The organism is Terrabacter sp. 2TAF16, assembly GCF_052115065.1.
GTDB lineage: Bacteria > Actinomycetota > Actinomycetes > Actinomycetales > Dermatophilaceae > Terrabacter.
Genome location: NZ_JBFRFZ010000006.1, coordinates 166,511 through 187,197, shown reverse-complemented (window position 1 = coordinate 187,197; position 20,687 = coordinate 166,511). Strand labels below are relative to the sequence as shown.

Genomic DNA, 20,687 nt, shown 5'->3' with positions numbered 1-20,687 from the left:
ACTGGGCGTCCGGGCGCCCCGGAGTTCTCCACCGCCTGTCCCGTCCATCACTCGCGTCACAGTCGCGGAGTGTCCGGCGGGGGTGGTTCGGGCGTGGACGCCGACGGGGATAGGCTCACATGGTGAGATGGGCGGCACAACGACGTGCCGCCGTACGGGCCACACGGTGAGGAATCCGACGACCGCATGTCAGCGTCACTCGAACAGACTCGAATCGACGTCATGAAGGCCGCTGCCGCGGCAGTGGCGCCTCCCTCTCGACGGGGCCGAGGCCGATCCGGCGGCACCGCGTCCCGCGACCTCGAGGAGTTCCTCCTCGCGTACTACCGCCTCGTCGCGACCGAGGACCTGCTCGCGCGCCCGGCGCGCGAGCTCGCGACCATCGCCACCGAGCACCGCGCCTTCGCCCAGGATCGCCCGGTCGGCACGTTCAACGTGCGCGCCTTCAACCCCACCGCCGACGACGAAGGCTGGTCCACGGGCCACTCGGTCGTGCAGATCGTCGTCGACGACATGCCGTTCCTCGTCGACTCCGTCGTGGCCGCTCTCGGCGGCTTCGACCGCGGCGTCCACCTCATCGTGCACCCGCAGATGACCGTCTCGCGCACCATCACCGGTGAGCTCAAGTCGGTCATCACCGACGGCTCGACGACCGTGCAGTCCAGCTCCCTCGGTCTCGGGCGCGAGTCGTGGATGCACCTCGAGATCGACCGCCTACCGGCCGACGCCCTGCCCGACGTCGAGGCCCGGCTGCGGCACGTCCTCGAGAACGTCCGCGACTCCGTCGAGGACTGGCCCAAGATGCGCGCCCACGCGCTGACCATCGCGAGCGAGCTCCGCTCGGCGACGCCACCCGGCACCGACCCGCACCAGGCGCGCGAGACGAGCCGTTTCCTCGAGTGGCTCGCACACAACAACTTCACCTTCCTCGGCTACCGCGAGTACTCCCTCTCGCACGAGAACGGCAAGGACGTCTCGCGCCAGGTGCCCGGCACCGGTCTCGGGCTGCTCCGCTACGACCGGCCCTCTGCCGGAAAGGGACTCGTGCTCACGCCGGCTGCCAGCCGAGCCGCTCGCGACTCCACCATCCTCATCATCACCAAGGCCAACTCGCGCGCGACGGTCCACCGCGACGTCTACCTCGACTACATCTCGGTCAAGCGCTTCGACGCCCGCGGCGAGTGCGTCGGCGAGCAGCGCTTCCTCGGCCTCTACGCCTCGGCCGCCTACAACGACACGATCCACGACATCCCGCTCCTCGACGTGCGGGCGCAGGAGGTGCTGCGCCTCACCGGGCTCAGCGCCGACAGCCACTCCGGCAAGGACATCCTCCAGATCCTCGAGACCTACCCGCGCGACGAGCTCTTCCAGACGAGCCCCGCACAGCTGGCCGAGATCGCGACGAGCGTCCTGCACCTGCAGGAGCGCCGCAAGACCAAGCTCTTCCTGCGTCGCGACGAGTTCGGCCGTTTCGTCTCGTGCCTCGTCTACCTCCCGCGCGACCGCTACAACACCACGGTCCGCCTGCGCATCGAGGCGATCCTGCTCGAGGCCTTCGGCGGCGAGAACATCGACAACACGACGCGGGTCAGCGAGTCGACGCTCGCGCGCCTCCACTTCGTCGTGCGCATGCCGGCGGGCACCGACATCCCCGACATCGACGAGGCGGAGCTCGAGAAGCGCGTCATCGACGCGACCCGCACCTGGGACGAGGACCTCTCCGAGGCGCTCGGCCAGGCCCGCGGCCTCGAGGGCGCGGCCCGCACGATGGCGGCGTACGCCAAGGCCCTGCCCGAGGCGTACAAGGAGGACTTCGACGTCGAGACGGCGGTCGAGGACCTCGACCGCATCGACGCGCTCGGCGACGGTGACCGCACGACCGGCCTGCACCTCTACGACGACCCCGCGTCCGACGACCCGCGCGAGCGGCGCTTCAAGCTCTACCGCCGCGCCGACCTGTCGCTGACGCAGGTGCTGCCGCTCTTCACGCACCTCGGCGTCGAGGTGACCGACGAGCGCCCCTACGAGGTGCCCGGACCCGACGGCCGCACGCTGCACATCTTCGACTTCGGCCTGTGCGCCGACGCCCGCACGTGGGGGTCCGGCGACGCAGCCCTCTCGGCCGACGTCCGCGAGCGCTTCGAGGAGGCCTTCCGGGCCGTCTGGGACGGCCGTGCCGAGTCCGACGGCTTCAACGCCCTCGTGCTCGCCGCGGGTCTCACCTGGCGGCAGGTCGTCATCCTGCGCACCGTGGCGAAGTACCTCCGCCAAACGGGCTCGACCTTCTCGCAGGACTACGTCGAGTCGGCGCTCGCCGCCAACACCGGCATCGCCCGCAGCCTCGTCGAGCTCTTCGAGGCGCGCTTCGACCCCGACGCCTTCCCCGAGACCGAGGCCGGCCACGACAAGCGGGCGTCGCGGCAGAAGCAGGTCGTCACGCGCATCAAGGAGGCGCTCGACGACGTCGCGAGCCTCGACCACGACCGCATCGTGCGTGCCCTGCTCGGAGTCATCCAGGCGAGCCTGCGCACGAACTTCTACCAGCCCGACGAGAACGGCCGCGACAAGTCGTACGTCTCGCTCAAGCTCAACCCGAAGAAGGTCCCCGACCTCCCGGCCCCGCGACCGATGTTCGAGATCTGGGTCTACAGCCCCCGGGTCGAGGGCGTGCACCTGCGCTTCGGCAAGGTCGCCCGCGGCGGTCTGCGCTGGTCCGACCGTCGCGAGGACTTCCGCACCGAGGTCCTCGGGCTCGTCAAGGCGCAGATGGTCAAGAACGCCGTCATCGTGCCGACCGGCAGCAAGGGTGGCTTCTACGCCAAGCAGCTGCCCGACCCCGCCGTCGACCGCGCCGCGTGGATGGACGAGGGCATCGCGTCCTACAAGCTCTTCATCTCCGGGCTGCTCGACCTCACCGACAACCTCGTCTCGGGTGCCGCCGTGCCGCCGCGCCGGGTCGTGCGCCACGACGAGGACGACACCTACCTCGTCGTCGCCGCCGACAAGGGCACCGCGAAGTTCTCCGACATCGCGAACGGCATCTCCGCCGACTACGGCTTCTGGCTCGACGACGCCTTCGCGTCCGGCGGCTCCGCGGGCTACGACCACAAGGGCATGGGCATCACGGCGCGCGGCGCGTGGGAGTCGGTCAAGCGCCACTTCCGCGAGCTCGGCGTCGACACCCAGACCCAGGAGTTCACCGTCGTCGGCGTCGGCGACATGAGCGGCGACGTCTTCGGCAACGGGATGCTCCTCTCGGAGCACATCCGCCTGCTCGCGGCCTTCGACCACCGGCACATCTTCGTCGACCCCGACCCGGACGCCGCGACCTCGTATGCCGAGCGTCGGCGGATGTTCGACCTGCCCGGGTCGTCGTGGGCCGACTACGACGAGAAGCTCATCAGCAAGGGCGGCGGCATCTTCCCGCGATCGGCCAAGTCGGTGCCGGTGAGCCCGCAGATGGTCGCGGCCCTGGGGCTGCGCTCGGGCACGAAGTCGATGACGCCCGCCGACCTCATGAAGGCGATCCTCCTCGCGCCGGTCGACCTGCTGTGGAACGGCGGCATCGGCACCTACGTCAAGGCGGTGGCCGAGACGAACTCCGAGATCGGCGACCGGGCCAACGACGCCATCCGCGTCAACGGCAGCGACCTGCGCTGCAAGGTCGTCGGCGAGGGCGGCAACCTCGGGGCGAGCCAGCTCGGCCGCATCGAGGCCGCGCTGGCGGGTGTCCGGATCAACACGGACGCCATCGACAACAGTGCCGGCGTCGACACCTCCGACCACGAGGTCAACATCAAGATCCTGCTCACCGAGCTGACCCGCTCCGGCGAGCTGACGACGAAGCGTCGCAACACGCTCCTCGCCTCGATGACCGACGAGGTCGCCGAGCAGGTGCTGCGTGACAACTACGAGCAGAACGTCCTGCTCGGCAACGCCCGCGCGCAGCAGCACGCGATGCTCGGCGTGCACGAGCGCCTCGTCCAGTTCCTCGAGGCGAACGGCGACCTCGACCGGTCGCTCGAGTTCCTCCCGAGCGACGCCGAGATCGCGCGCCGCCAGAAGGACGGACTGGGCCTCGCGTCGCCGGAGTTCTCGGTGCTCGTCGCCTACGCCAAGCTCTATCTCAAGAACCAGCTCATCACGACGGCCCTGCCCGACGACCCGTGGTTCGAGTCGACGCTCGCCGAGTACTTCCCGAAGCCGTTGCGCGGCAAGTACGCCGACGAGATCGCCGCCCACCCGCTGCGTCGCGAGATCGTCACCAACGCGGTGGCGAACTCGATGGTCAACCGCGGCGGCATCACCTTCGCCTACCGGGCGGGGGAGGAGACCGGCGCCACCCCGGAGCAGGTCGCCCGCGCGTACGTCGTCTGCCGCGAGGTCTTCGACCTCGCCGGCTTCGTGCGGGGCGTGGAGGCCACCGACAACGTCGTGAGCACGGCGGCGCAGACGGCGCTCTACCTCGAGTTCCGTCGCCTCATCGACCGCTCGGTGCGCTGGTTCCTCACCTCACGCCCGGCGACGCTCGACATCGCGGCCGAGGTGGCGCGCTTCCGCCCCGGCATCGAGGCCTTCTCCGGCCGCATCGCCGAGCTGCTCCAGGGCAGCGAGCGCACCCGCCTGCAGCGACGGGCCCGCGAGCTCGAGGGCAAGGGCGTGCCGGAGGATCTCGCGCTCGCCGCGGCGTCCCTGCTCGACCTCTACTCGCTGCTCGACTGCATCGAGATCGCCGAGGACACCGGCGAGAAGCTCGACGACGTCGTCGGGGTCTACTTCCTGACCTCCGAGACGTTCTCGATCGACGCGATGCTGACGCGGGTCACGATGCTGCCGCGCGACGACCGCTGGGACGCCATGGCCCGCGGCGCGCTGCGCGACGACCTCTACGCGGTCCTCGAGAGCCTGACCCGGTCGGTGCTCGAGGTGAGCAACCCGCGTCACGACGCCGCGGGCCGCCTCGCCGAGTGGTCCGAGCTCAACGCCGACGCGCTCGGTCGGGCCCGGGCGGCCCTCGGCGGGATCGAGCGGATGAGCCACGCCGGCATCGCCGCGCTCTCGGTCGCCCTGCGCACCTTGCGCACCGTCACCAAGCCGGCGTCGTCCGGCCAGCCCGCGCCCATCCAGGCCCAGGCGCCGTCGGGTCCCGCCCCGACGAAGAAGGCGTCTGCCAGCAAGGCACCCGCGAAGAAGGCGTCCGCCGCGAAGAAGGCGCCCCCGAAGAAGGCGGCCAGCGCGGCCCCGAAGACCGAGGCCAAGCAGCCCGCCACCTCGACGGCAGCCGTGAAGAAGGCCCCGGCCACGAAGACCGCCTGCCWCGWGGCAGGTGGGACGGCGCGCTCACTCGAGTGGGACGGGGCGCTCACTCGAGTGGGTGGGTGAGGCCACCGAACGCGTGGGCCCCGTGGCTCACTAGGCTCGGGACGTGGCAACCCTGAGCGAGCTCCTGCGCGGCCGGACGAACCTGCCCGACCACGACGTCGAGTGGCTGCAGCTGCTCGTCGGCGACTGGCAGCTCGTCGCCGACCTCTCGTTCGCCGACCTCGTGCTCTGGGTCCGGTCGATCAGCGACCGCTGGGAGGCCGTCGCCCACGTGCGCCCGACGACGGGACAGCTCGTCTTCGTCGACGACCAGGTGGGCCGCATCGCCGATCCCGGCCGCACCCGTGACCTGCTCGACGAGGCCGCGGCCGAGCAGCGCATCCTGCGCGTGCGCCAGGTCGTCGTCCCGCACGAGCACGGAGCCGACCAGTCGGTGCGCGAGGAGTACATACCCGTCGTCCGTGGTGGCCACGTCGTCGCCGTCCTGACCCGCCACACGAACCTCTGGACGACGCGCACCCCGAGCCGCCTCGAGCTGACCTACCTCGCCACGGCCGACGCCCTGTGCCGGATGGTCACTGGGGGAGAGTTCCCGCACAGCGGCGCCCCGACGGGCCTGCGACGCGGCGCACCCCGGGTCGGTGACGGCGTCATCCGACTCGACGTCGACGGCATCGTCACCTACGCGAGCCCGAATGCCGTCTCCGCCCTGCACCGGCTCGGGCACCTCGGCGAGGTGGTCGGGGCGAGCCTCGCCCAGATCGTCACCGACAACATCCGCGAGTCCTACCCCGTCGACGAGGGGCTGCCGCTCGTCGTCACGGGGCGTCAGCCCTGGCGCACCGAGGTCGTCGCAGGCGGCACGACCGTCTCGATGCGGGCGATCCCGCTCACCGAGGCCGGGCAGCGGTTCGGTGCCATCGTGCTCATGCGCGACGTCGGCGAGCTGCGCCGTCGCGAGCGCGAGCTCATGACCAAGGACGCGACGATCCGCGAGATCCACCACCGCGTCAAGAACAACCTCCAGTCCGTGGCCGCGCTGCTCCGCCTCCAGTCGCGCCGGCTCCCCGACGGCGAGGCCAAGATCGCGCTGGCCGAGGCCGAGCGCCGGGTCGGGACCATCGCCATGGTGCACGACCAGCTGAGCCAGGGCTTCGACGAGACGGTCGAGTTCGACACCATCGCCCAGCGCGGGCTCAACGCCGTCGTCGAGGTCTCGGCGAACGGTGCGCCGGTCCACACCGTCACGGAGGGCTCCTTCGGGCGCCTGCGCGCCGAGGACGCGACGTCGCTGGCGATGATCATGAGCGAGCTCGTCCAGAACGCCATCGAGCACGGCCTCGGCGACGCCGGGGGAGAGGTGCGCATCTTCATCGACCGTCAGGCCGACGAGCGTGGCCAGCAGATGGTCGTCGTCTCGGTCGAGGACGACGGCAAGGGCATCGACCCGGCCCGCCGGCCCGGCTCGGGTCTCGGGACCCAGATCGTCCAGTCGCTCGTCAGTGATCTCCAGGGCCGCATCTCGTGGGAGGCCGTCGTGCCCCACGGCACCCGGGCCCGGTTCACCGCGACCCTGCGCCCCATCACCTGAGGGGCACGGCACCCCGGTCGTCACCGGACGGCATACGCGGGCAGCCAAAAGCCCGGCGACCGGGGAGGGTCACCGGGCTCGACGACGATGGTCGTGCGGGGCTCAGCCGGCGCGGCGAGCCCGCGCGTTGCGGCGCTTCAGGGCGCGGCGCTCGTCCTCGGAGAGGCCGCCCCAGACGCCGGCATCCTGGCCGGTCTCGAGGGCCCACTTGAGGCAGGTGTCCATGACCGGACAGGTCCGGCACACAGCCTTCGCCTCCTCGATCTGCAGGATGGCCGGGCCGGTGTTCCCGATGGGGAAGAACAGCTCCGGATCGGCCTCCAGGCAGGCAGCGCGGTCGCGCCAATCCATGTGGATCGTGCTCCTTCATGTATCTCGGTTCGCACCGACGCCGGGTGTCGGTCGCGGTGCATGTGCTCGGGGCGCCAGCGTCGTTGTCGGAGCCAAGTCATGGTGTCGTCGTGCGGGGGATGACCCCCTGACCAACGGAAACGCGCACGAAGTTGTTCCGTACGCGTTGAGGCCATGATCCAGTGTGACCAGCAACCATGTCCGTGTTCAACGCCTTGGGCGCGGATCACACCAAGGATTGAGTCTATCGGCAGACGGCTCCCAGTTCCAGACCTCCGGCCCGTCCGTGGGGCCCGGGACCCGCCCGGACGGTCCGGACCAGCCGGATCGCTAGGCTGGCGAGGTGACCGAATCGACCTCTCCGAGCCGCGAGGTGCGCGGATCCCACCGCGCCGCAGGGCTGCTCACGCTCCTCGAGGCTCTCGCCGTTCTCGGCTTCGCCGGCTTCTACGTCTACGAGATGGTGACGGGCGCCACAGACGACGTCACGCGGGCGGCGACCTCCGGGGCCCTCATCCTCGTCTTCGGGCTGGGGCTGCTCGCGCTGGCCCGGGGCTGGGCCCGCGCCGCCGATTGGCCGCGCACGCCCACGGTGCTCTGGAACGCCCTCCTGCTGCCGGTCGCGTGGTCGCTCCACGAGTCGGACCGCACCCCCGTGGCCCTGGCCGTCGGGCTCGTCGCGGTGGCGAGCATCGTGGCCGCCGTGTCGGCTCCGGGGCGCCGGGCATACGGCAGCCCGGACGGCGAGCGCGACACGGACGTCGTCAGCTGAGCGAGAGCCAGTCGTTCCAACCGTTGTGCAGCACGAGCCAGGCGATGAGGCCGTAGCCGGCCTGCCCGGGGTGGGCGCGGTCGGGGCTGGCCGCGAGGTCGGCCATCCACTGGTCGTGCGTCGCGAGCGGGCGGTAGCAGTCGACGTAGGTGATGCCGCGGCGTGAGCACACGTCGGCCTGGGCCTCGGCGAGCGCCTCGATCTTGCGGTTCATCTCGTCGTCGAGCGTCGGCGTCAGGCCGACGACGAAGACACCGATCCCGGCGTTGGTCGCCTCGTCGAGGACGTTGGCGAGGTTGAGCCGCGAGCGGGCCATCGTCATGCCCGACAGGACGTCGTTGGTGCCCACGTTGAGCACGAGACGTCGCTCGGCGCGGCCCTTCCAGCGCGGGTGGCACTCGGCGCCCCAGCGGGTGACGACGTCGCCCGAGGTGTTCCCGCGGACGCCGAGGTTGTAGGCCGTCAGGTCGAGGTCCGGGTGCTGCGTGCGGGCCACGACGCGTCCGACCCAGCCCAGGCCCTTGGGGTCGCCGTAGCCGGCCGTCATCGAGGCGCCGACGAAGACCATGCCGACGTCGCGGATGCCCTCGGCGACGGTGAACTCGGCGCTCGGAGCGTAGTAGGGGTCCTCCGTCGGGGCCACGTCCGCCGGGGCCTGCGGGGACTCCGCAGGTGCGGCAGGCGCGGTGGGGACAGCGGGCTCGGGGGTCGACGCGGGAGCCGACGCGGCGGCATACCGCCCCGGGGCGTCGGTCGTGAACTGGGTGTGGGACGAGGGGTAGGCGGGGCCCACGCCGTAGGGCTCCCTCGGTGCCTCGCCGTGCGTCTGGGCCCTGTCGCTGCGGTCGCTCACTGCTCAGTCCTCGTCGTCGTCCAGCCGGGCGAGCCATGTCGCGAGTCGCTCGACCGGCACCTCGAACTCGGGGTTGAGGTCGACGAACGTGCGCAGCTGCTCGGCGAGCCACTCGATGGTGACCTCGTCCTCGCCGCGGCGCGCCGCCAGCTCCTCGATGCCCCTGTCGGTGAAGTACACGTGGGGAGGTTATCGCGTGCGGGGGTGGGGCAGGCGGAGGCGGGCCGAGGACCGGGCACTTCGCCTGCGTGCCGACGGGAGACGACCGCCTGCGTATGCCGTCACGCCGGGGACGCAGCGAGGGACCCCGCCGTCGTGGCGGGGCCCCCCGGGTGCTCGGTGTGCCGTGCGGGCGGGTGCGGGCTCAGCGCCCGAACGCGCGCTCCATGAGCTCGGCCTGCTCGGCCGCGTGCTTCTTCGACGAGCCGGTGGCCGGGGAGGCCGCGGCCTTGCGGGCCACGACGCGCCACGGACGGGTCTCGCCGAGGTCGCAGAGGTCCTCGTGCAGCCACTGGGCCATGAGCGGCCACGCACCCTGGTTGCGCGGCTCGTCCTGCACCCACACGAGCTCGGCGCCGGGGTACTTCGAGGCGGCGTCGATCATCTCCTTCTCGGGGATGGGGTAGAGCTGCTCGACGCGGATGACGGCCGTCGAGGTGTCGCCGCGCTTCTCGCGCTCGGCATCGAGCTCGTGGACGATCTTGCCGCTGGCGAAGAGCACCCGCGTGACGTCCTGGGTGACCCCCTCGTGGTCGGCCAGGACCGGCTGGAAACCGCCCTGCGTGAAGGCCTCGACAGAGCTGGCCGCCGCCTTGCTGCGCAGCATCGACTTCGGGGTGAAGACGACGAGCGGCGTGCGCGGACGGGCGTAGGCCTGCCGGCGCAGCAGGTGGAAGTAGCTCGCCGCCGTCGACGGGTAGGCGACTGTCATGTTGTTCTCGGCGCAGAGCTGCAGGTAGCGCTCGATGCGCGCCGAGCTGTGGTCGGGACCCTGCCCCTCGTAGCCGTGCGGCAGGAGCAGCACGACCGAGCTGCGCTGGCCCCACTTCTGCTCGGAGCTGGAGATGAACTCGTCGACGATCGTCTGCGCGCCGTTGCCGAAGTCGCCGAACTGCGCCTCCCACAGCACGAGAGCGTCGGGACGCTCGACGGAGTAGCCGTACTCGAAGCCCATCGCTGCGTACTCGGACAGCAGCGAGTCGTAGACCCAGAAGCGGGCCTGCCCCTCGCCGAGGTAGAGCAGCGGCGTCCACTCCTCCGCGTTGTTCTTGTCGATGAGCACCGCGTGGCGCTGCACGAACGTGCCGCGGCGGCTGTCCTGACCGGCGAGCCGGATCGGGGTGCCCTCCTTGAGGAGCGTGCCGAAGGCGAGCAGCTCGGCCATCGGCCAGTCGATGCCACCCTCGTGGACCATCTGGGCCCGCTTGTCCATGAGCTGCTTGAGCTTCGGGTGGATCGTGAAGCCCTCGGGCGGGCTCGCGAAGGTCTCTCCGATGTGGACGAGCTCGCTCGCCTCGACCCCGGTCTCTGTCGCGGAGCGCACCGGCGCCTCGTCGTCCTGGACCTGCGCCGTGGGGCGCTCGAGGCCGGCGTTGTCGGGAGCGTCGGAGTCGCGGTCGTTCGGCTGGGGCGGCGTGGCGGACTGGGCCTTCTTCGCCTCACGGGTCTCGACGAAGACGCGCTCGAGCTGCTGCTGGTAGTCGCGCAGCGCGGCCTCGGCGTCCTCGACGCTGATGTCGCCGCGACCGATGAGCGACTCGGTGTAGAGCTTGCGGACCGAGCGCTTGGCCTCGATGAGGTTGTACATGAGCGGCTGGGTCATCGACGGGTCGTCGCCCTCGTTGTGACCGCGTCGGCGGTAGCACACCATGTCGATGACGACGTCCTTGTTGAACTCCTGGCGGAACTCGTAGGCCAGCTCCGCCACGCGCACGCACGCCTCGGGGTCGTCGCCGTTCACGTGGAAGATCGGCGCCTGGATCATGCGGGCGACGTCGGTCGAGTAGACCGACGAGCGCGAGCTGCTCGGCGAGGTCGTGAACCCGACCTGGTTGTTGATGACGACGTGGATCGTGCCGCCCGTGCGGTAGCCGCGCAGCTGCGAGAGGTTGAGCGTCTCGGCCACGACGCCCTGCCCGGCGAACGCCGCGTCGCCGTGCATGAGCACGGGCAGGACGGTGAAGGACTCGCCCGCGAGGTTGAGCCGGTCCTGCTTGGCCCGGACGATGCCCTCGAGGACCGGGTTGACGGCCTCGAGGTGGCTGGGGTTGGCGGCGAGGTAGACCTTGGTCTTGCTGCCGTCCTCGGAGACGAACTCGCCCTCGGTGCCGAGGTGGTACTTCACGTCGCCCGAGCCCTGGACCGACTTGGGGTCCTGGGTGCCCTCGAACTCGCGGAAGATCTGGCCGTAGGACTTGCCGGCGATGTTGGCCAGCACGTTGAGGCGGCCACGGTGCGGCATGCCGATGCAGACCTCGTCGAGGTTCTCGCTCGCGGCGCGGCACAGGATGCGGTCGAGGAGCGCGATGACGGACTCGCCGCCCTCGAGCGAGAAGCGCTTCTGCCCGACGAACTTCGTCTGGAGGAAGGTCTCGAAGGCCTCGGCGGCGTTGAGCCGGCGCATGATCCGCATCTGCTCGTCGCGGTTGGCCTTCTCGTAGGGTCGCTCGACCTTGTTCTGGATCCACTTGCGCTGCTCGGGGTCCTGGATGTGCATGTACTCGATGCCGACGGTGCGGCAGTACGAGTCACGCAGGATGCCGAGGATCTTGCGCAGCTTGAGGAACGGGTAGCCGCCGAAGCCGCCCGTCGCGAAGGTGCGGTCGAGGTCCCACAGGCTCAGGCCGTGCGTCGTGACGTCGAGGTCGTGGTGGCGACGCTGCTTGTACTCGAGCGGGTCGGTGTCGGCCATGAGGTGGCCGCGCACGCGGTAGGCGTGGATGAGCTCCTGGACGCGGGCGACCTTGTTGATGTCGTCGTCGTGCGAGGAGTCGACGTCCTGGATCCAGCGGATCGGCTCGTAGGGGATGCGCAGCGACTCGAAGATCTCGTCGTAGAAGCGGTTGTCGCCGAGGAGCAGCTGGTGCATGATCCGCAGGTAGTCGCCGGACTGGGCGCCCTGGATGATCCGGTGGTCGTACGTAGAGGTGAGCGTGAGGATCTTGCTCACGGCGTTGCGGTTGAGCGTCTCGGTGCTCGCGCCCTGCCACTCGGCGGGGTAGTCGAGGGCGCCGACGCCGATGATGGCGCCCTGGCCCTTCATGAGGCGCGGGACCGAGTGCACGGTGCCGATGCCGCCCGGGTTGGTCAACGAGATCGTCGTGCCCTGGAAGTCCTCGACGGTCAGCTTGTTGGCCCGTGCCTTGCGGACGACGTCCTCGTAGGCGGTCCAGAAGTGGACGAAGTCCATCTCCTCGGCCGACTTGATCGAGGGCACGACGAGCGTGCGGCTGCCGTCGTCCTTCTGGAGGTCGATGGCCAGGCCGAAGTTGACGTGGGCCGGCACGACGAGGGCGGGCTTGCCGTCCTTCTCGGTGAAGCCGTTGTTCATCTCGGGCATGAGCGCCAGGGCCTTGACCATGGCGTAGCCGATGAGGTGCGTGAAGCTCACCTTGCCGCCGCGCGAGCGGGCCAGGTGGTTGTTGATGACGACCCGGTTGTCGATGAGCAGCTTGGCCGGGACGGCGCGCACGCTCGTCGCGGTCGGGACGGTGAGCGAGACCTCCATGTTGGCCACGACGCGGGAGGACGCGCCGCGCAGCGGGGTGACCCGGTCGTCGTTCACCGGGCCGGTGCCCTTGACCGCGGGGATGTCGCGCGGCTTGGGGGCCTCGGCGGTGGACTCGTCCTTGGGTGCCGCCTTGGGCTCGGTCTTGGGCTCGGCCTTCGGTTCGGCCTTGGCCGCCGGTGCGGCGGGGGTCTTGGCAGGTGGCGCGGGCGCCACCTTCGGCCGGGTCGTCGCCGCCGGCGCCGGGGCGGGGCTCTGCGCCGGGGCCGTCGGGGTCTTGGCGGGGGCACCGTTGGACGACCCGTTGGTGGACCCGGTGGCCGAGCCGTTGGCCGGCGTGCTCGTCTGCGGCTTGGTCGCGGTCACCGTGCGGCCCGGGCCCGCGCTCGCGTCGGCCTCACCCGGCCGGTAGTCCTCGAAGAACCCCCACCAGGCCTTGTCGACCGACGTCTTGTCGGTCAGGAACTGCTGGTAGAGCTCGTCGACGAGCCATTCGTTCGGCCCGAATGCTGCAATCGGGTCACCGGACGTGGACTGATCGGACACGGCGAATGCGCCTCTTTCGTTTGGCTCGGGTGCGTCGTTGCCTATACAGGGGTCAAGCCTAGACCCGAATGCTCTGATACCGGACGGGGGCTCGGATGTCGAGCCCGACCACCGACGAGGCGTTCCTCACGTCCACAGGGCTGGCCCTCGGGGGCGCTCTCGGGTATCGCCCGTGGCCGCTGGAGGCCCGAGGTCAGCTGATGTCGGCGCGCAGCGTCCGCCACGTGCCGAGGCCGGCCATCACGGCGGCATACGCCATGAGCACGAGCGCGCCCGCCCACCAGGAGAGTTGGGCGACCGGCTGGCCGTCGAAGCCGCCGCTCGTCGACTCGAGCATCGCGCTCGTGGCGCGGCTCGGCAGGTAGGGGGAGATGCTCTTGCCCCAGTCGGTCAGGGCGAGCACGAGCCCGAGCACCGGCTCGACGATCCACGCCACGGCGACGGAGATGAGCAGCGCGGCGACCTGGTTGGGGATGAGGATGCCGGCGCCGAGGCCGATGAGGGCCCAGAGGCCGAGGACGAGCAGGGAGAGCGCGAGGGTGCGCCAGATCGCCGGGTCGGCGAAGGGGGCGACACCCTTGGACGTCAGCACGAGGGTGCCCGCGCCGACGGCGCCCGCGAGCGAGAGCAGGCCGTAGAGCACGCCGATCGCGAGCAGCGAGATCACCTTGGCCGCCATGACGCGACCGCGCCGGGGGATCGCCAGGAAGGTCGCGGTGATGGTCTGGTGGCGGTACTCCGAGCCGATCGTGAGCACGCCGATCGACAGCGTCAGGAGGTAGCCGACCTGCAGGCCGCCCGTGAAGACGGCCTTGGCGATGGCGACGTCGGTGGTGGGAGCCGCCGCGGCCTGAGGGCCGCGCAGGGCGTCGCTCGTGAACACGAACGCGAAGAGGACGGCGAAGGCGGCGCCGCTGACGAACACGGCGATGGCCATGCCCCACCAGAGGCGCGTCGTGAAGAGCTTGCGGAGCTCGGCCCGCACCGCCGCGGTCATCGCAGGTCTCCTTCGCGGTCGGCCTGACCTGCCACCGGCGCGGGCTCGGCGAGCAGGGCGGGGTCGATCGGGGGTCCGCTCGGCGGCGGGAGGTCGGCCGGCACGCTCCCCGCTGCGGGCGTGTCGAGCCCCAGGTTGCGGTTGCGGTGCGCGTCGTTCTCGGTGAGGTTGAAGAAGAGCTCCTCGAGGTGCGTCTGCTCGCTGCGCAGCTCGTGGATCGCGACGTCGCTGGCGTGCGCCACGTCACCGACCACGGCGAGGTCCTCGGTGGTGACGCGCAGGCCCCGCCCGCTCGGCGTGACCGTGAGGCCGCGACCGCGGAGCGCCTCGGACAGGCGGTCGGGGTCGGACGTGCGGACGTAGGCCGTGGGCTCGCCACGCAGCTCGGCGACGGTGCCCTGGGCGACGCGCTGGCCGTTGGCGATGATGACGACGTCGTCGACCGTCTGCTCGACCTCGGAGAGCATGTGGCTCGAGATGAGCAGCGTGCGACCCTCGTCGGCCAGGTGGCGCAGGAAGCCGCGCAGCCAGCGGATGCCCTCGGGGTCGAGGCCGTTGGCCGGCTCGTCGAGGATGATGACGCGCGGGTCGCCGAGCAGGGCTCCGGCGAGGCCGAGCCGCTGGCGCATGCCCATGGAGTAGCCGCCGGCCCGCTTGCGGGCGGCGGCGGGGATGCCCACGAGCTCGAGGAGCTCATCGACGCGCGAGTCGGGGACACCGGCGACCGCAGCCTGCACGCGCAGGTGGTTGCGCCCCGTGCGGCCGGGGTGGAAGTTCGTCGCCTCGAGGGCGGAGCCGACGACGGTGAGCGGGTTGGGGATCTCGGCGTAGCGGTGGCCGTCGATCGTCGCCGTGCCGTCGGTGGCCCGGACGAGGCCGAGCAGCATGCGCAGGGTCGTCGTCTTGCCGCTGCCGTTGGGCCCGAGGAAGCCGGTCACTCGTCCCGGCTCGACGTCGAAGTCGAGGTGGTCGACGGCGGTGAACGAGCCGAACCGCTTCGTCAGACCGCGCACCTCGATGTGCCCGGTGAACTCCGGTCGTCCGTGCACCACCGTGCTCCCTCCGTCGGCCCAGGTGGGCGCCACGGCCCCCGCCGTGATGCGCCCAACTCAACCACACCGCGTACCCGGTCCACGCGGAGGTCGCAGCGAGCGGTCCGCGGCGCCGCGGACCGGTGCGCCTCCCTATAGTTGGGCGCACCATGACCTCCCTCCGCGACCAGGGTCCGGCCACCCCCGCCACCAGCCAGGTCACCCCTCCCGTCACCGCGGGCGCCCCCGGACGGGTGGCCCGGCCGTGACCGAGTGGCTCCTCGTCCTCGGCGCCGTGCTGCTCACAGCCGGCACCGCGCTCTTCGTCGCGGCCGAGTTCTCCCTCGTGGCCCTCGATCGGCCCACGGTCCAGCGCGCCATCGACGAGGGTGACTCGCGGGCCCGTGTCGTGCTCCAGTCGCTCAAGCAGCTCTCGACGCAGCTGTCGGCGGCCCAGGTGGGCATCACCATCACGACCCTCGTCGTCGGTTACCTCGCGCAGCCCTCGATCGGGGTCCTCGTCGCCGGGCCCCTCGAGGCCCTCGGTCTCGGCGCCGGTGCGGTGGAGGCCGTCTCGAGCGCCCTCGCCCTCCTGCTGGCCACGATCTTCTCGATGGTCTTCGGCGAGCTGCTGCCGCAGTTCCTCGGCATCTCCGCGCCGCTCGCGACGGCCAAGGTCGTGGCCCTGCCCGTGCGCGTCTTCGCCGTCGTCGCCAAGCCGCTCATCATCGTGCTCAACGGCTCGGCCAACGCCTTCCTCCGCGCACTCGGGATCGAGCCGCAGGAGGAGCTGTCGGGCGCGCGCACGCCGCAGGAGCTCGCGAGCCTCGTCCAGCGATCCGCCGAGGCCGGCACCCTCGACGTCACGACCGCACGGATGCTGACGCGCTCGCTCGGTTTCGGCGAGCGCACGGCCGACGACGTCATGACGCCGCGCGTGCGGTGCACCGGCGTCCACCGTGAGGAGTCCGCCGACGACGTGCTGCGGCTCTCGCGGCGCACCGGGCACTCGCGCTTCCCGGTCCTCGGCGAGGACTGGGACGACATCGACGGGGTCGTCCACGTCAAGAAGGCGATGGCCGTGCCGCACGAGCGGCGCAAGGACGTGCCCGTCTCGGCTCTGATGTCCGACCGCCTCGTCGTCCCCGAGACGATCCGCCTCGACCCGCTGCTGCGCGAGCTGCGCGAGGGCGGCTTCCAGATGGCCGTCGTCGTCGACGAGTACGGCGGCACGTCGGGCATCGTCACGCTCGAGGACGTCGTCGAGGAGATCGTCGGCGAGGTCTCCGACGAGCACGACCGCAGCCGGCAGGGTGGCCGCGAGCTCATCGACGGGTCGTGGACCGTCCCCGGACTGTGGCGTCCCGACGAGGTGCGCGACGCCTTCGACGCCGACGTCCCTGACGGGTCGACCTACGAGACGATGGGCGGCTTCGTCATGACCAGCCTGGGCCGGGTGCCCGTCGTCGGTGACGTCGTCCGGCTGCCCGGCTGGCGCATCAACGTCGTCGGCATGGAGGGGCGCCGCGTCGACCGGCTGCGCTTCGTGCCCGACCCGGAGTCCCTGCCGCCGGGCGACGGCGAGGACGCACGTGACGCAACCGCCGCGTCCGGCCCCTCGGACCGGGCTGGTCGTATGCCGTCCGCGCGGGACACGGGGGAGCGGTCGTGAGCGGCGCCTGGGTCTACCTCGTCTCGGTCCTCCTCCTGCTCGGCAACGCCTTCTTCGTCGGCGCCGAGTTCGCCGCCATGGCGGTGCGGCGTTCGACGCTCGAGCCGCTGGCCGGCGCCGGCAGCAAGCGCGCGCAGTCGTGCCTGCTCGCGCTCGAGCGGCTCGGGTCGATGCTCGCCACCGCCCAGCTCGGCATCACCGTGTGCTCCGTCGGGCTCGGCGCGCTGGCCGAGGCGGCGCTGCACCACCTGCTCGAGCCGATCTTCCACGGCTGGGGACTCTCCGACGCCTGGGCGAGCGGCGTGGCCCTGGCGCTCGCACTGCTCATCGTGTCCTACCTCCACGTCGTCGTCGGCGAGATGATCCCGAAGAACCTCGCGATCGCCGGGCCCGACCGGGCGGCGCTCGTCCTCGTGCCGGCGCTCTTCGTCATCGCGAGCGCGTTGCGCCCGATCATCCACGCCATGGAGGCGATCGCGAAGGCTCTGGTGCGCCTCTTCGGGGTCGAGCCCAAGGACGAGATCACGTCGGCCTTCACCGTCGAGGAGGTGGCGCACATCGTCGGGGAGTCCCGTCGCGAGGGCCTCATCGAGGAGGAGCGTCACGGCCTCGTCGCCAAGACGCTGGAGTTCTCCGACAAGCGCGCCCGCGAGGTTGCGGTCGACGTGCGGTCGCTGACGACCGTCGAGCTGGGCGCGACGCCCGCCGACATCGAGCGCCTCGTCGCCAAGCAGGGTTTCTCGCGCTATCCGGTCCGGGACGCCGCGGGCGAGATCGCCGGCTACCTCCACCTCAAGGACGTCCTCTACGCCGACGACGAGCGTCATGAGCAGCCGATCCCGCCCAAGCGGGTCCGCCGGCTCGCCACCGTGCGCGCGGACGACGACATCGAGGACGTGCTCGCCACGATGCAGCTGACGGGCGCCCACCTCGCACGCGTCATCGACGACGACGCCGCGGTGACGGGTGTCGTCTTCCTCGAGGACGTCCTCGAGGAGCTCGTCGGCGAGGTCACCGACACGACCCAGCGCTGACCAGCCGCCGGGGTCGAGCCGATCGTGCTCAGCCGGGCTGCCGCTCCAGCCACTCGAGGTATGCCGTCCCGCGCGGTGAGAGCTCGTAGCCGACGTCGTGGCTGATCGTCAGCCCGAGGGCCTTGAGCTTGCGGATGTCGACCTTCATCGGGAGCAGCTCGACGCCGCGCAGGGCGGCCAGCTCCTTCGAGACGACGTGCGGGTTGTCGCGGATCCACTCGAGGATCTCGCGGGTCCACGGACCGGTCGGCCGCGCATCGAGCCGTCGGAGACGAGCCGCGATGTCGCCCAGCGACTCGTCGTCGGGCAGGCTCTCGCGCAAGGCGATCCGCGGGTCCTCACCGGCCCAGCTGAGCCGGATGCGGTAGACGGTGTCACCGCCCTTGCCGCCTCGAGGTGAGGGCTTGCGCTCCCTCGGGGCGAGGAACCGCTGGAGGGTCGCGAGGTCCTTGACGCCGGCCGTGCGGGCGTCGCGCTCGGTGAGCTTGTCCGGGTCCCGCACCCGCCTGACGGCGTCGAAGCGGACGAGGCCGGCCGGGGTGAGCTGCAGGCCGCCGACCTTGACCCGCGGGGCGTCCCACCGGCGGAAGGCCTGCGTCACCGTGCCGGCACGGATGGCCTCGGCGACGGGCTTGGAGATGAGCACGACCTCATCGTGGCACGTGCCGGCCGGCAGTGGCGCGCCCGCGCAGCCCCACGCAAACGTCCACGTGCGCCGTGCCGTGGGCGGTGGTCGGGGGGCGGGCGACCTTGCGGATGAACGCGATTCCGGCGTGCACGTGCAACTCCGCCACGACGGGCAGCACGAGCACGCCGGGCGGGGCACTATCGACGGACGGCCGTCACGCACGCCATCGGCACGGTGAGCTCGAGAGCCCCCTGCTCGGCTGCGACGGCGTCGAGCCTGGACGCGACGTCGGCGAGGACGCGGTCGGCCTCCGTATCGGGCACGACCGAGCGCCAGCCCGGCACGAAGCCGAGCCGGACGAACCAGTGGGCGAACAGTGCCCGCCCGTCGGCGAAGCGCATCCGGAAGACGTCGGTCGCGACGTCGACGACGTCGAGACCCGCCACGGTCAGCTGGTCGGAGACCGATGCGACGGTCGCGCGGTGCTGCTCCTGGGCGTCGAGGGCGTGGCGGTGGTCGTCGAGACCGAGGTCGGACAGCGCCCTGCGGTAGGCGGCGTACACCTGCTCCATGTGGCCGACGGGGTTCGTCGTCGTCACGAGTCGTCCCCCGGGGCGCAGCACGCGCGCACACTCATGGAGCACGGCCAGTGGGTCGTCGAGGTTGTTGATGCCGAGGTTGGAGACGACGAGGTCGACGGACGCGTCCGGCAGCGGGAGGTGCTCGGCGGAGGCCACGACGACGTCGACGTTGGTCAGTCCGAGGAAGGCCACCTTGTCGGCGAGGCGTTCCATGGCCGCCGCCCACGGGTCCACGGCCGTGACCCGGGACTCGGGCCCGCAGCGCTGCGCGAGCTCGACGGTGACGAACCCGGTGCCCGCGCCGACGTCGACGACGCTCTGGCCCCGGTGCAGCGGCACCCGGTCGAGCAGCATGAGCCCGAACGGCGCCGACCAGAGAGGCAGCTCGTCGTAGTGGGCGGCCACCTCGGGAGCGGACCAGTCGATGTCCTCGTGGCTCGTCACCCGGCCATCGTCGCAGCGGCAGGGCGTCCGGGGCCCGACGCGGGGGTGCATTCCGCGTCCACCGCGGTCTGCTGCTAATCTCACCGGGCGCACGAAAGTGCGTGCCGCCCCCGTAGCTCAGGGGATAGAGCACCGCCCTCCGGAGGCGGGAGCGCAGGTTCGAATCCTGCCGGGGGCACCAACCGACACGAGGCCTTGAGAATGCGCGAAGCGCCGTCTCAGGGCCTCGTGTCGTCCGCGGCAGCGTCGGAGTCCTGCCCGGGGCGCCCTCCGGCAACCAGGGCATCCGGGGCCATCCGGGGCATCGAGGGAGCCGCAGGTCGGGCTCGTAGACTCGGCCGCATGACGCCGGAGCAGCTGCGCGCCCTTCTCGAGGAGGTCGCCGCGCAGGCGGCTCGCACCGGGGAGCTGCCCGACGAGGCGCAGGCCGGGCCACCCGCCGGCCCGCTCTTCCGTCCCACCGACACCCGCGTCGCCGGCGTCGTCGCCGACTGGGTCACGCCGGTCGCCCAGCGGTGGGCGCCGCAGATCGACCTCGAGCCGCGCGACCTGGCACGCGTGCTCGCCCAGGGGCTGATCCGCCAGAAGCCGGTCGCGGCCGTCGAGGTGGCACCCAGCGGCCTCATCGCCCTCACCCTCGAGGACTCCGCGCGGTCGGCGATCGTCCCCCTCGTCATCGACGACCAGGACCACTACGCCCTCGCCGCGGGCGATCGTCGGCACGATCTCGTCGAGGCGCCCGGCTCCCGGGCCGTCGACGACCCCGTCCGCTCCGCCCAGCTCTCGCACGCCCGGCTCTGCCGCATCATCCGCAACGCCGAGGCCGCGGGGGTCGACCGGCGTCCGTCGACCCGGCTCGGCGAGCTGACCCACGTGGCCGAGCGCCACCTGCTCGTGGCCCTCGCGGACCTGCCGCAGCGCCTCGCGACCCACGTCGGCGACGAGGTCCAGCAGCGTCGAGCCGTGACCGACCTCGCGGCGCTCGCCGATGCCTGGGACCACCCGGTGCGACCGACGGTCGTCGGGGTGCACCCGCAGCCCGTCCACGGGGCTCGGCTGCTCCTCGCCGACGCCGTCCGCATCGTCTTGCGCAATGGACTCGCCCGCCTGGACGCGGCAGCCCCCGAGAGGATGTAGT

General features: G+C 71.5%; 14 protein-coding genes and 1 tRNA gene. 7 read left to right on the top strand and 8 right to left on the bottom strand.

Annotation, left to right across the window (positions count from 1 at the left end; translation table 11 throughout):
• The first annotated feature begins 222 nt into the window (after positions 1 to 222).
• Complete coding sequence (locus AB4Z14_RS09660) at positions 223 to 5,382, top strand: NAD-glutamate dehydrogenase (protein ID WP_442275012.1); 5,160 nt, start codon at positions 223 to 225, stop codon at positions 5,380 to 5,382.
• A 43-nt stretch (positions 5,383 to 5,425) separates the two neighbouring features.
• Positions 5,426 to 6,913: a sensor histidine kinase gene (locus tag AB4Z14_RS09655; protein WP_442275011.1), complete on the top strand. Its 1,488-nt coding sequence runs from the start codon at positions 5,426 to 5,428 to the stop codon at positions 6,911 to 6,913.
• 102 nt (positions 6,914 to 7,015) lie between these two features.
• Here AB4Z14_RS09655 and AB4Z14_RS09650 read toward each other — a convergent pair whose 3' ends face one another.
• The gene (locus AB4Z14_RS09650; RefSeq protein WP_020142976.1) at positions 7,016 to 7,264 is read right to left on the bottom strand and encodes a WhiB family transcriptional regulator; all 249 of its coding nucleotides are present in this window, start codon (positions 7,262 to 7,264) and stop codon (positions 7,016 to 7,018) included.
• A 343-nt stretch (positions 7,265 to 7,607) separates the two neighbouring features.
• On the opposite strand from AB4Z14_RS09650, the gene AB4Z14_RS09645 reads away from it, so the two are divergent.
• Positions 7,608 to 8,036, top strand: a complete 429-nt coding sequence (locus AB4Z14_RS09645; protein ID WP_442275010.1) for a hypothetical protein — start codon at positions 7,608 to 7,610, stop codon at positions 8,034 to 8,036.
• On the opposite strand, the gene AB4Z14_RS09640 is transcribed toward AB4Z14_RS09645, so the two are convergent.
• The 5 genes from AB4Z14_RS09640 to AB4Z14_RS09620 all read right to left on the bottom strand — a co-directional run bounded on the left by AB4Z14_RS09640 (position 8,029) and on the right by AB4Z14_RS09620 (position 15,208).
• Entirely contained in the window at positions 8,029 to 8,889 is an 861-nt protein-coding gene (locus tag AB4Z14_RS09640) for a GDSL-type esterase/lipase family protein (protein WP_442275009.1), read from the bottom strand. The genes AB4Z14_RS09645 and AB4Z14_RS09640 overlap by 8 nt on opposite strands.
• Positions 8,890 to 8,892: 3 nt before the next feature.
• Entirely contained in the window at positions 8,893 to 9,069 is a 177-nt protein-coding gene (locus tag AB4Z14_RS09635) for a DUF6104 family protein (RefSeq protein ID WP_020142973.1), read from the bottom strand.
• A 184-nt stretch (positions 9,070 to 9,253) separates the two neighbouring features.
• Positions 9,254 to 13,162, bottom strand: a complete 3,909-nt coding sequence (locus AB4Z14_RS09630; protein ID WP_442275008.1) for a multifunctional oxoglutarate decarboxylase/oxoglutarate dehydrogenase thiamine pyrophosphate-binding subunit/dihydrolipoyllysine-residue succinyltransferase subunit — start codon at positions 13,160 to 13,162, stop codon at positions 9,254 to 9,256.
• Positions 13,163 to 13,355: 193 nt separating this feature from the next.
• Positions 13,356 to 14,159 (bottom strand): ABC transporter permease subunit, encoded by an 804-nt coding sequence (locus AB4Z14_RS09625; RefSeq protein ID WP_056770552.1) that lies wholly within the window; start codon positions 14,157 to 14,159, stop codon positions 13,356 to 13,358.
• Positions 14,156 to 15,208: an ABC transporter ATP-binding protein gene (locus AB4Z14_RS09620; protein WP_442275007.1), complete on the bottom strand. Its 1,053-nt coding sequence runs from the start codon at positions 15,206 to 15,208 to the stop codon at positions 14,156 to 14,158. The genes AB4Z14_RS09625 and AB4Z14_RS09620 overlap by 4 nt, the downstream gene beginning before the upstream one ends.
• 247 nt (positions 15,209 to 15,455) lie before the next feature.
• Here AB4Z14_RS09620 and AB4Z14_RS09615 point away from each other — a divergent pair, with 247 nt between their 5' ends.
• A complete protein-coding gene (locus AB4Z14_RS09615) occupies positions 15,456 to 16,862 on the top strand; it encodes a hemolysin family protein (RefSeq protein ID WP_442275006.1) in 1,407 nt (468 codons plus the stop codon).
• Positions 16,859 to 17,896, top strand: a complete 1,038-nt coding sequence (locus tag AB4Z14_RS09610) for a hemolysin family protein (RefSeq protein WP_442275005.1) — start codon at positions 16,859 to 16,861, stop codon at positions 17,894 to 17,896. The genes AB4Z14_RS09615 and AB4Z14_RS09610 overlap by 4 nt, the downstream gene beginning before the upstream one ends.
• A gap of 28 nt (positions 17,897 to 17,924) precedes the next feature.
• Here the strand turns inward: AB4Z14_RS09610 and AB4Z14_RS09605 are convergent, their stop codons facing one another.
• Together AB4Z14_RS09605 and AB4Z14_RS09600 are read right to left on the bottom strand one after the other, a co-directional pair.
• Complete coding sequence (locus AB4Z14_RS09605) at positions 17,925 to 18,542, bottom strand: ASCH domain-containing protein (protein ID WP_442275004.1); 618 nt, start codon at positions 18,540 to 18,542, stop codon at positions 17,925 to 17,927.
• 179 nt (positions 18,543 to 18,721) lie between these two features.
• Positions 18,722 to 19,549 carry a class I SAM-dependent methyltransferase gene (locus AB4Z14_RS09600; protein WP_442275003.1) on the bottom strand — a complete coding sequence of 276 codons (828 nt, stop codon included), beginning with the start codon at positions 19,547 to 19,549 and terminating at the stop codon, positions 18,722 to 18,724.
• 106 nt (positions 19,550 to 19,655) lie between these two features.
• On the opposite strand from AB4Z14_RS09600, the gene AB4Z14_RS09595 reads away from it, so the two are divergent.
• Both AB4Z14_RS09595 and AB4Z14_RS09590 read left to right on the top strand, forming a co-directional pair.
• Positions 19,656 to 19,730, top strand: a tRNA-Arg gene (locus tag AB4Z14_RS09595).
• Positions 19,731 to 19,891: 161 nt separating this feature from the next.
• Positions 19,892 to 20,686, top strand: coding sequence for a DALR anticodon-binding domain-containing protein (locus AB4Z14_RS09590; protein ID WP_442275002.1), 795 nt, complete (start codon positions 19,892 to 19,894; stop codon positions 20,684 to 20,686).
• Position 20,687: the final 1 nt, after the last annotated feature.

What these genes read in the sequence shown, in the direction of transcription:
- AB4Z14_RS09650 (WP_020142976.1), bottom strand. Translation starts at nt 7,264, where the DNA reads ATGGATTGGCGCGACCGCGCTGCCTGCCTGGAGGCCGATCCGGAGCTG.
- AB4Z14_RS09625 (WP_056770552.1), bottom strand. Translation starts at nt 14,159, where the DNA reads ATGACCGCGGCGGTGCGGGCCGAGCTCCGCAAGCTCTTCACGACGCGC.
- AB4Z14_RS09590 (WP_442275002.1), top strand. Translation starts at nt 19,892, where the DNA reads ATGACGCCGGAGCAGCTGCGCGCCCTTCTCGAGGAGGTCGCCGCGCAG.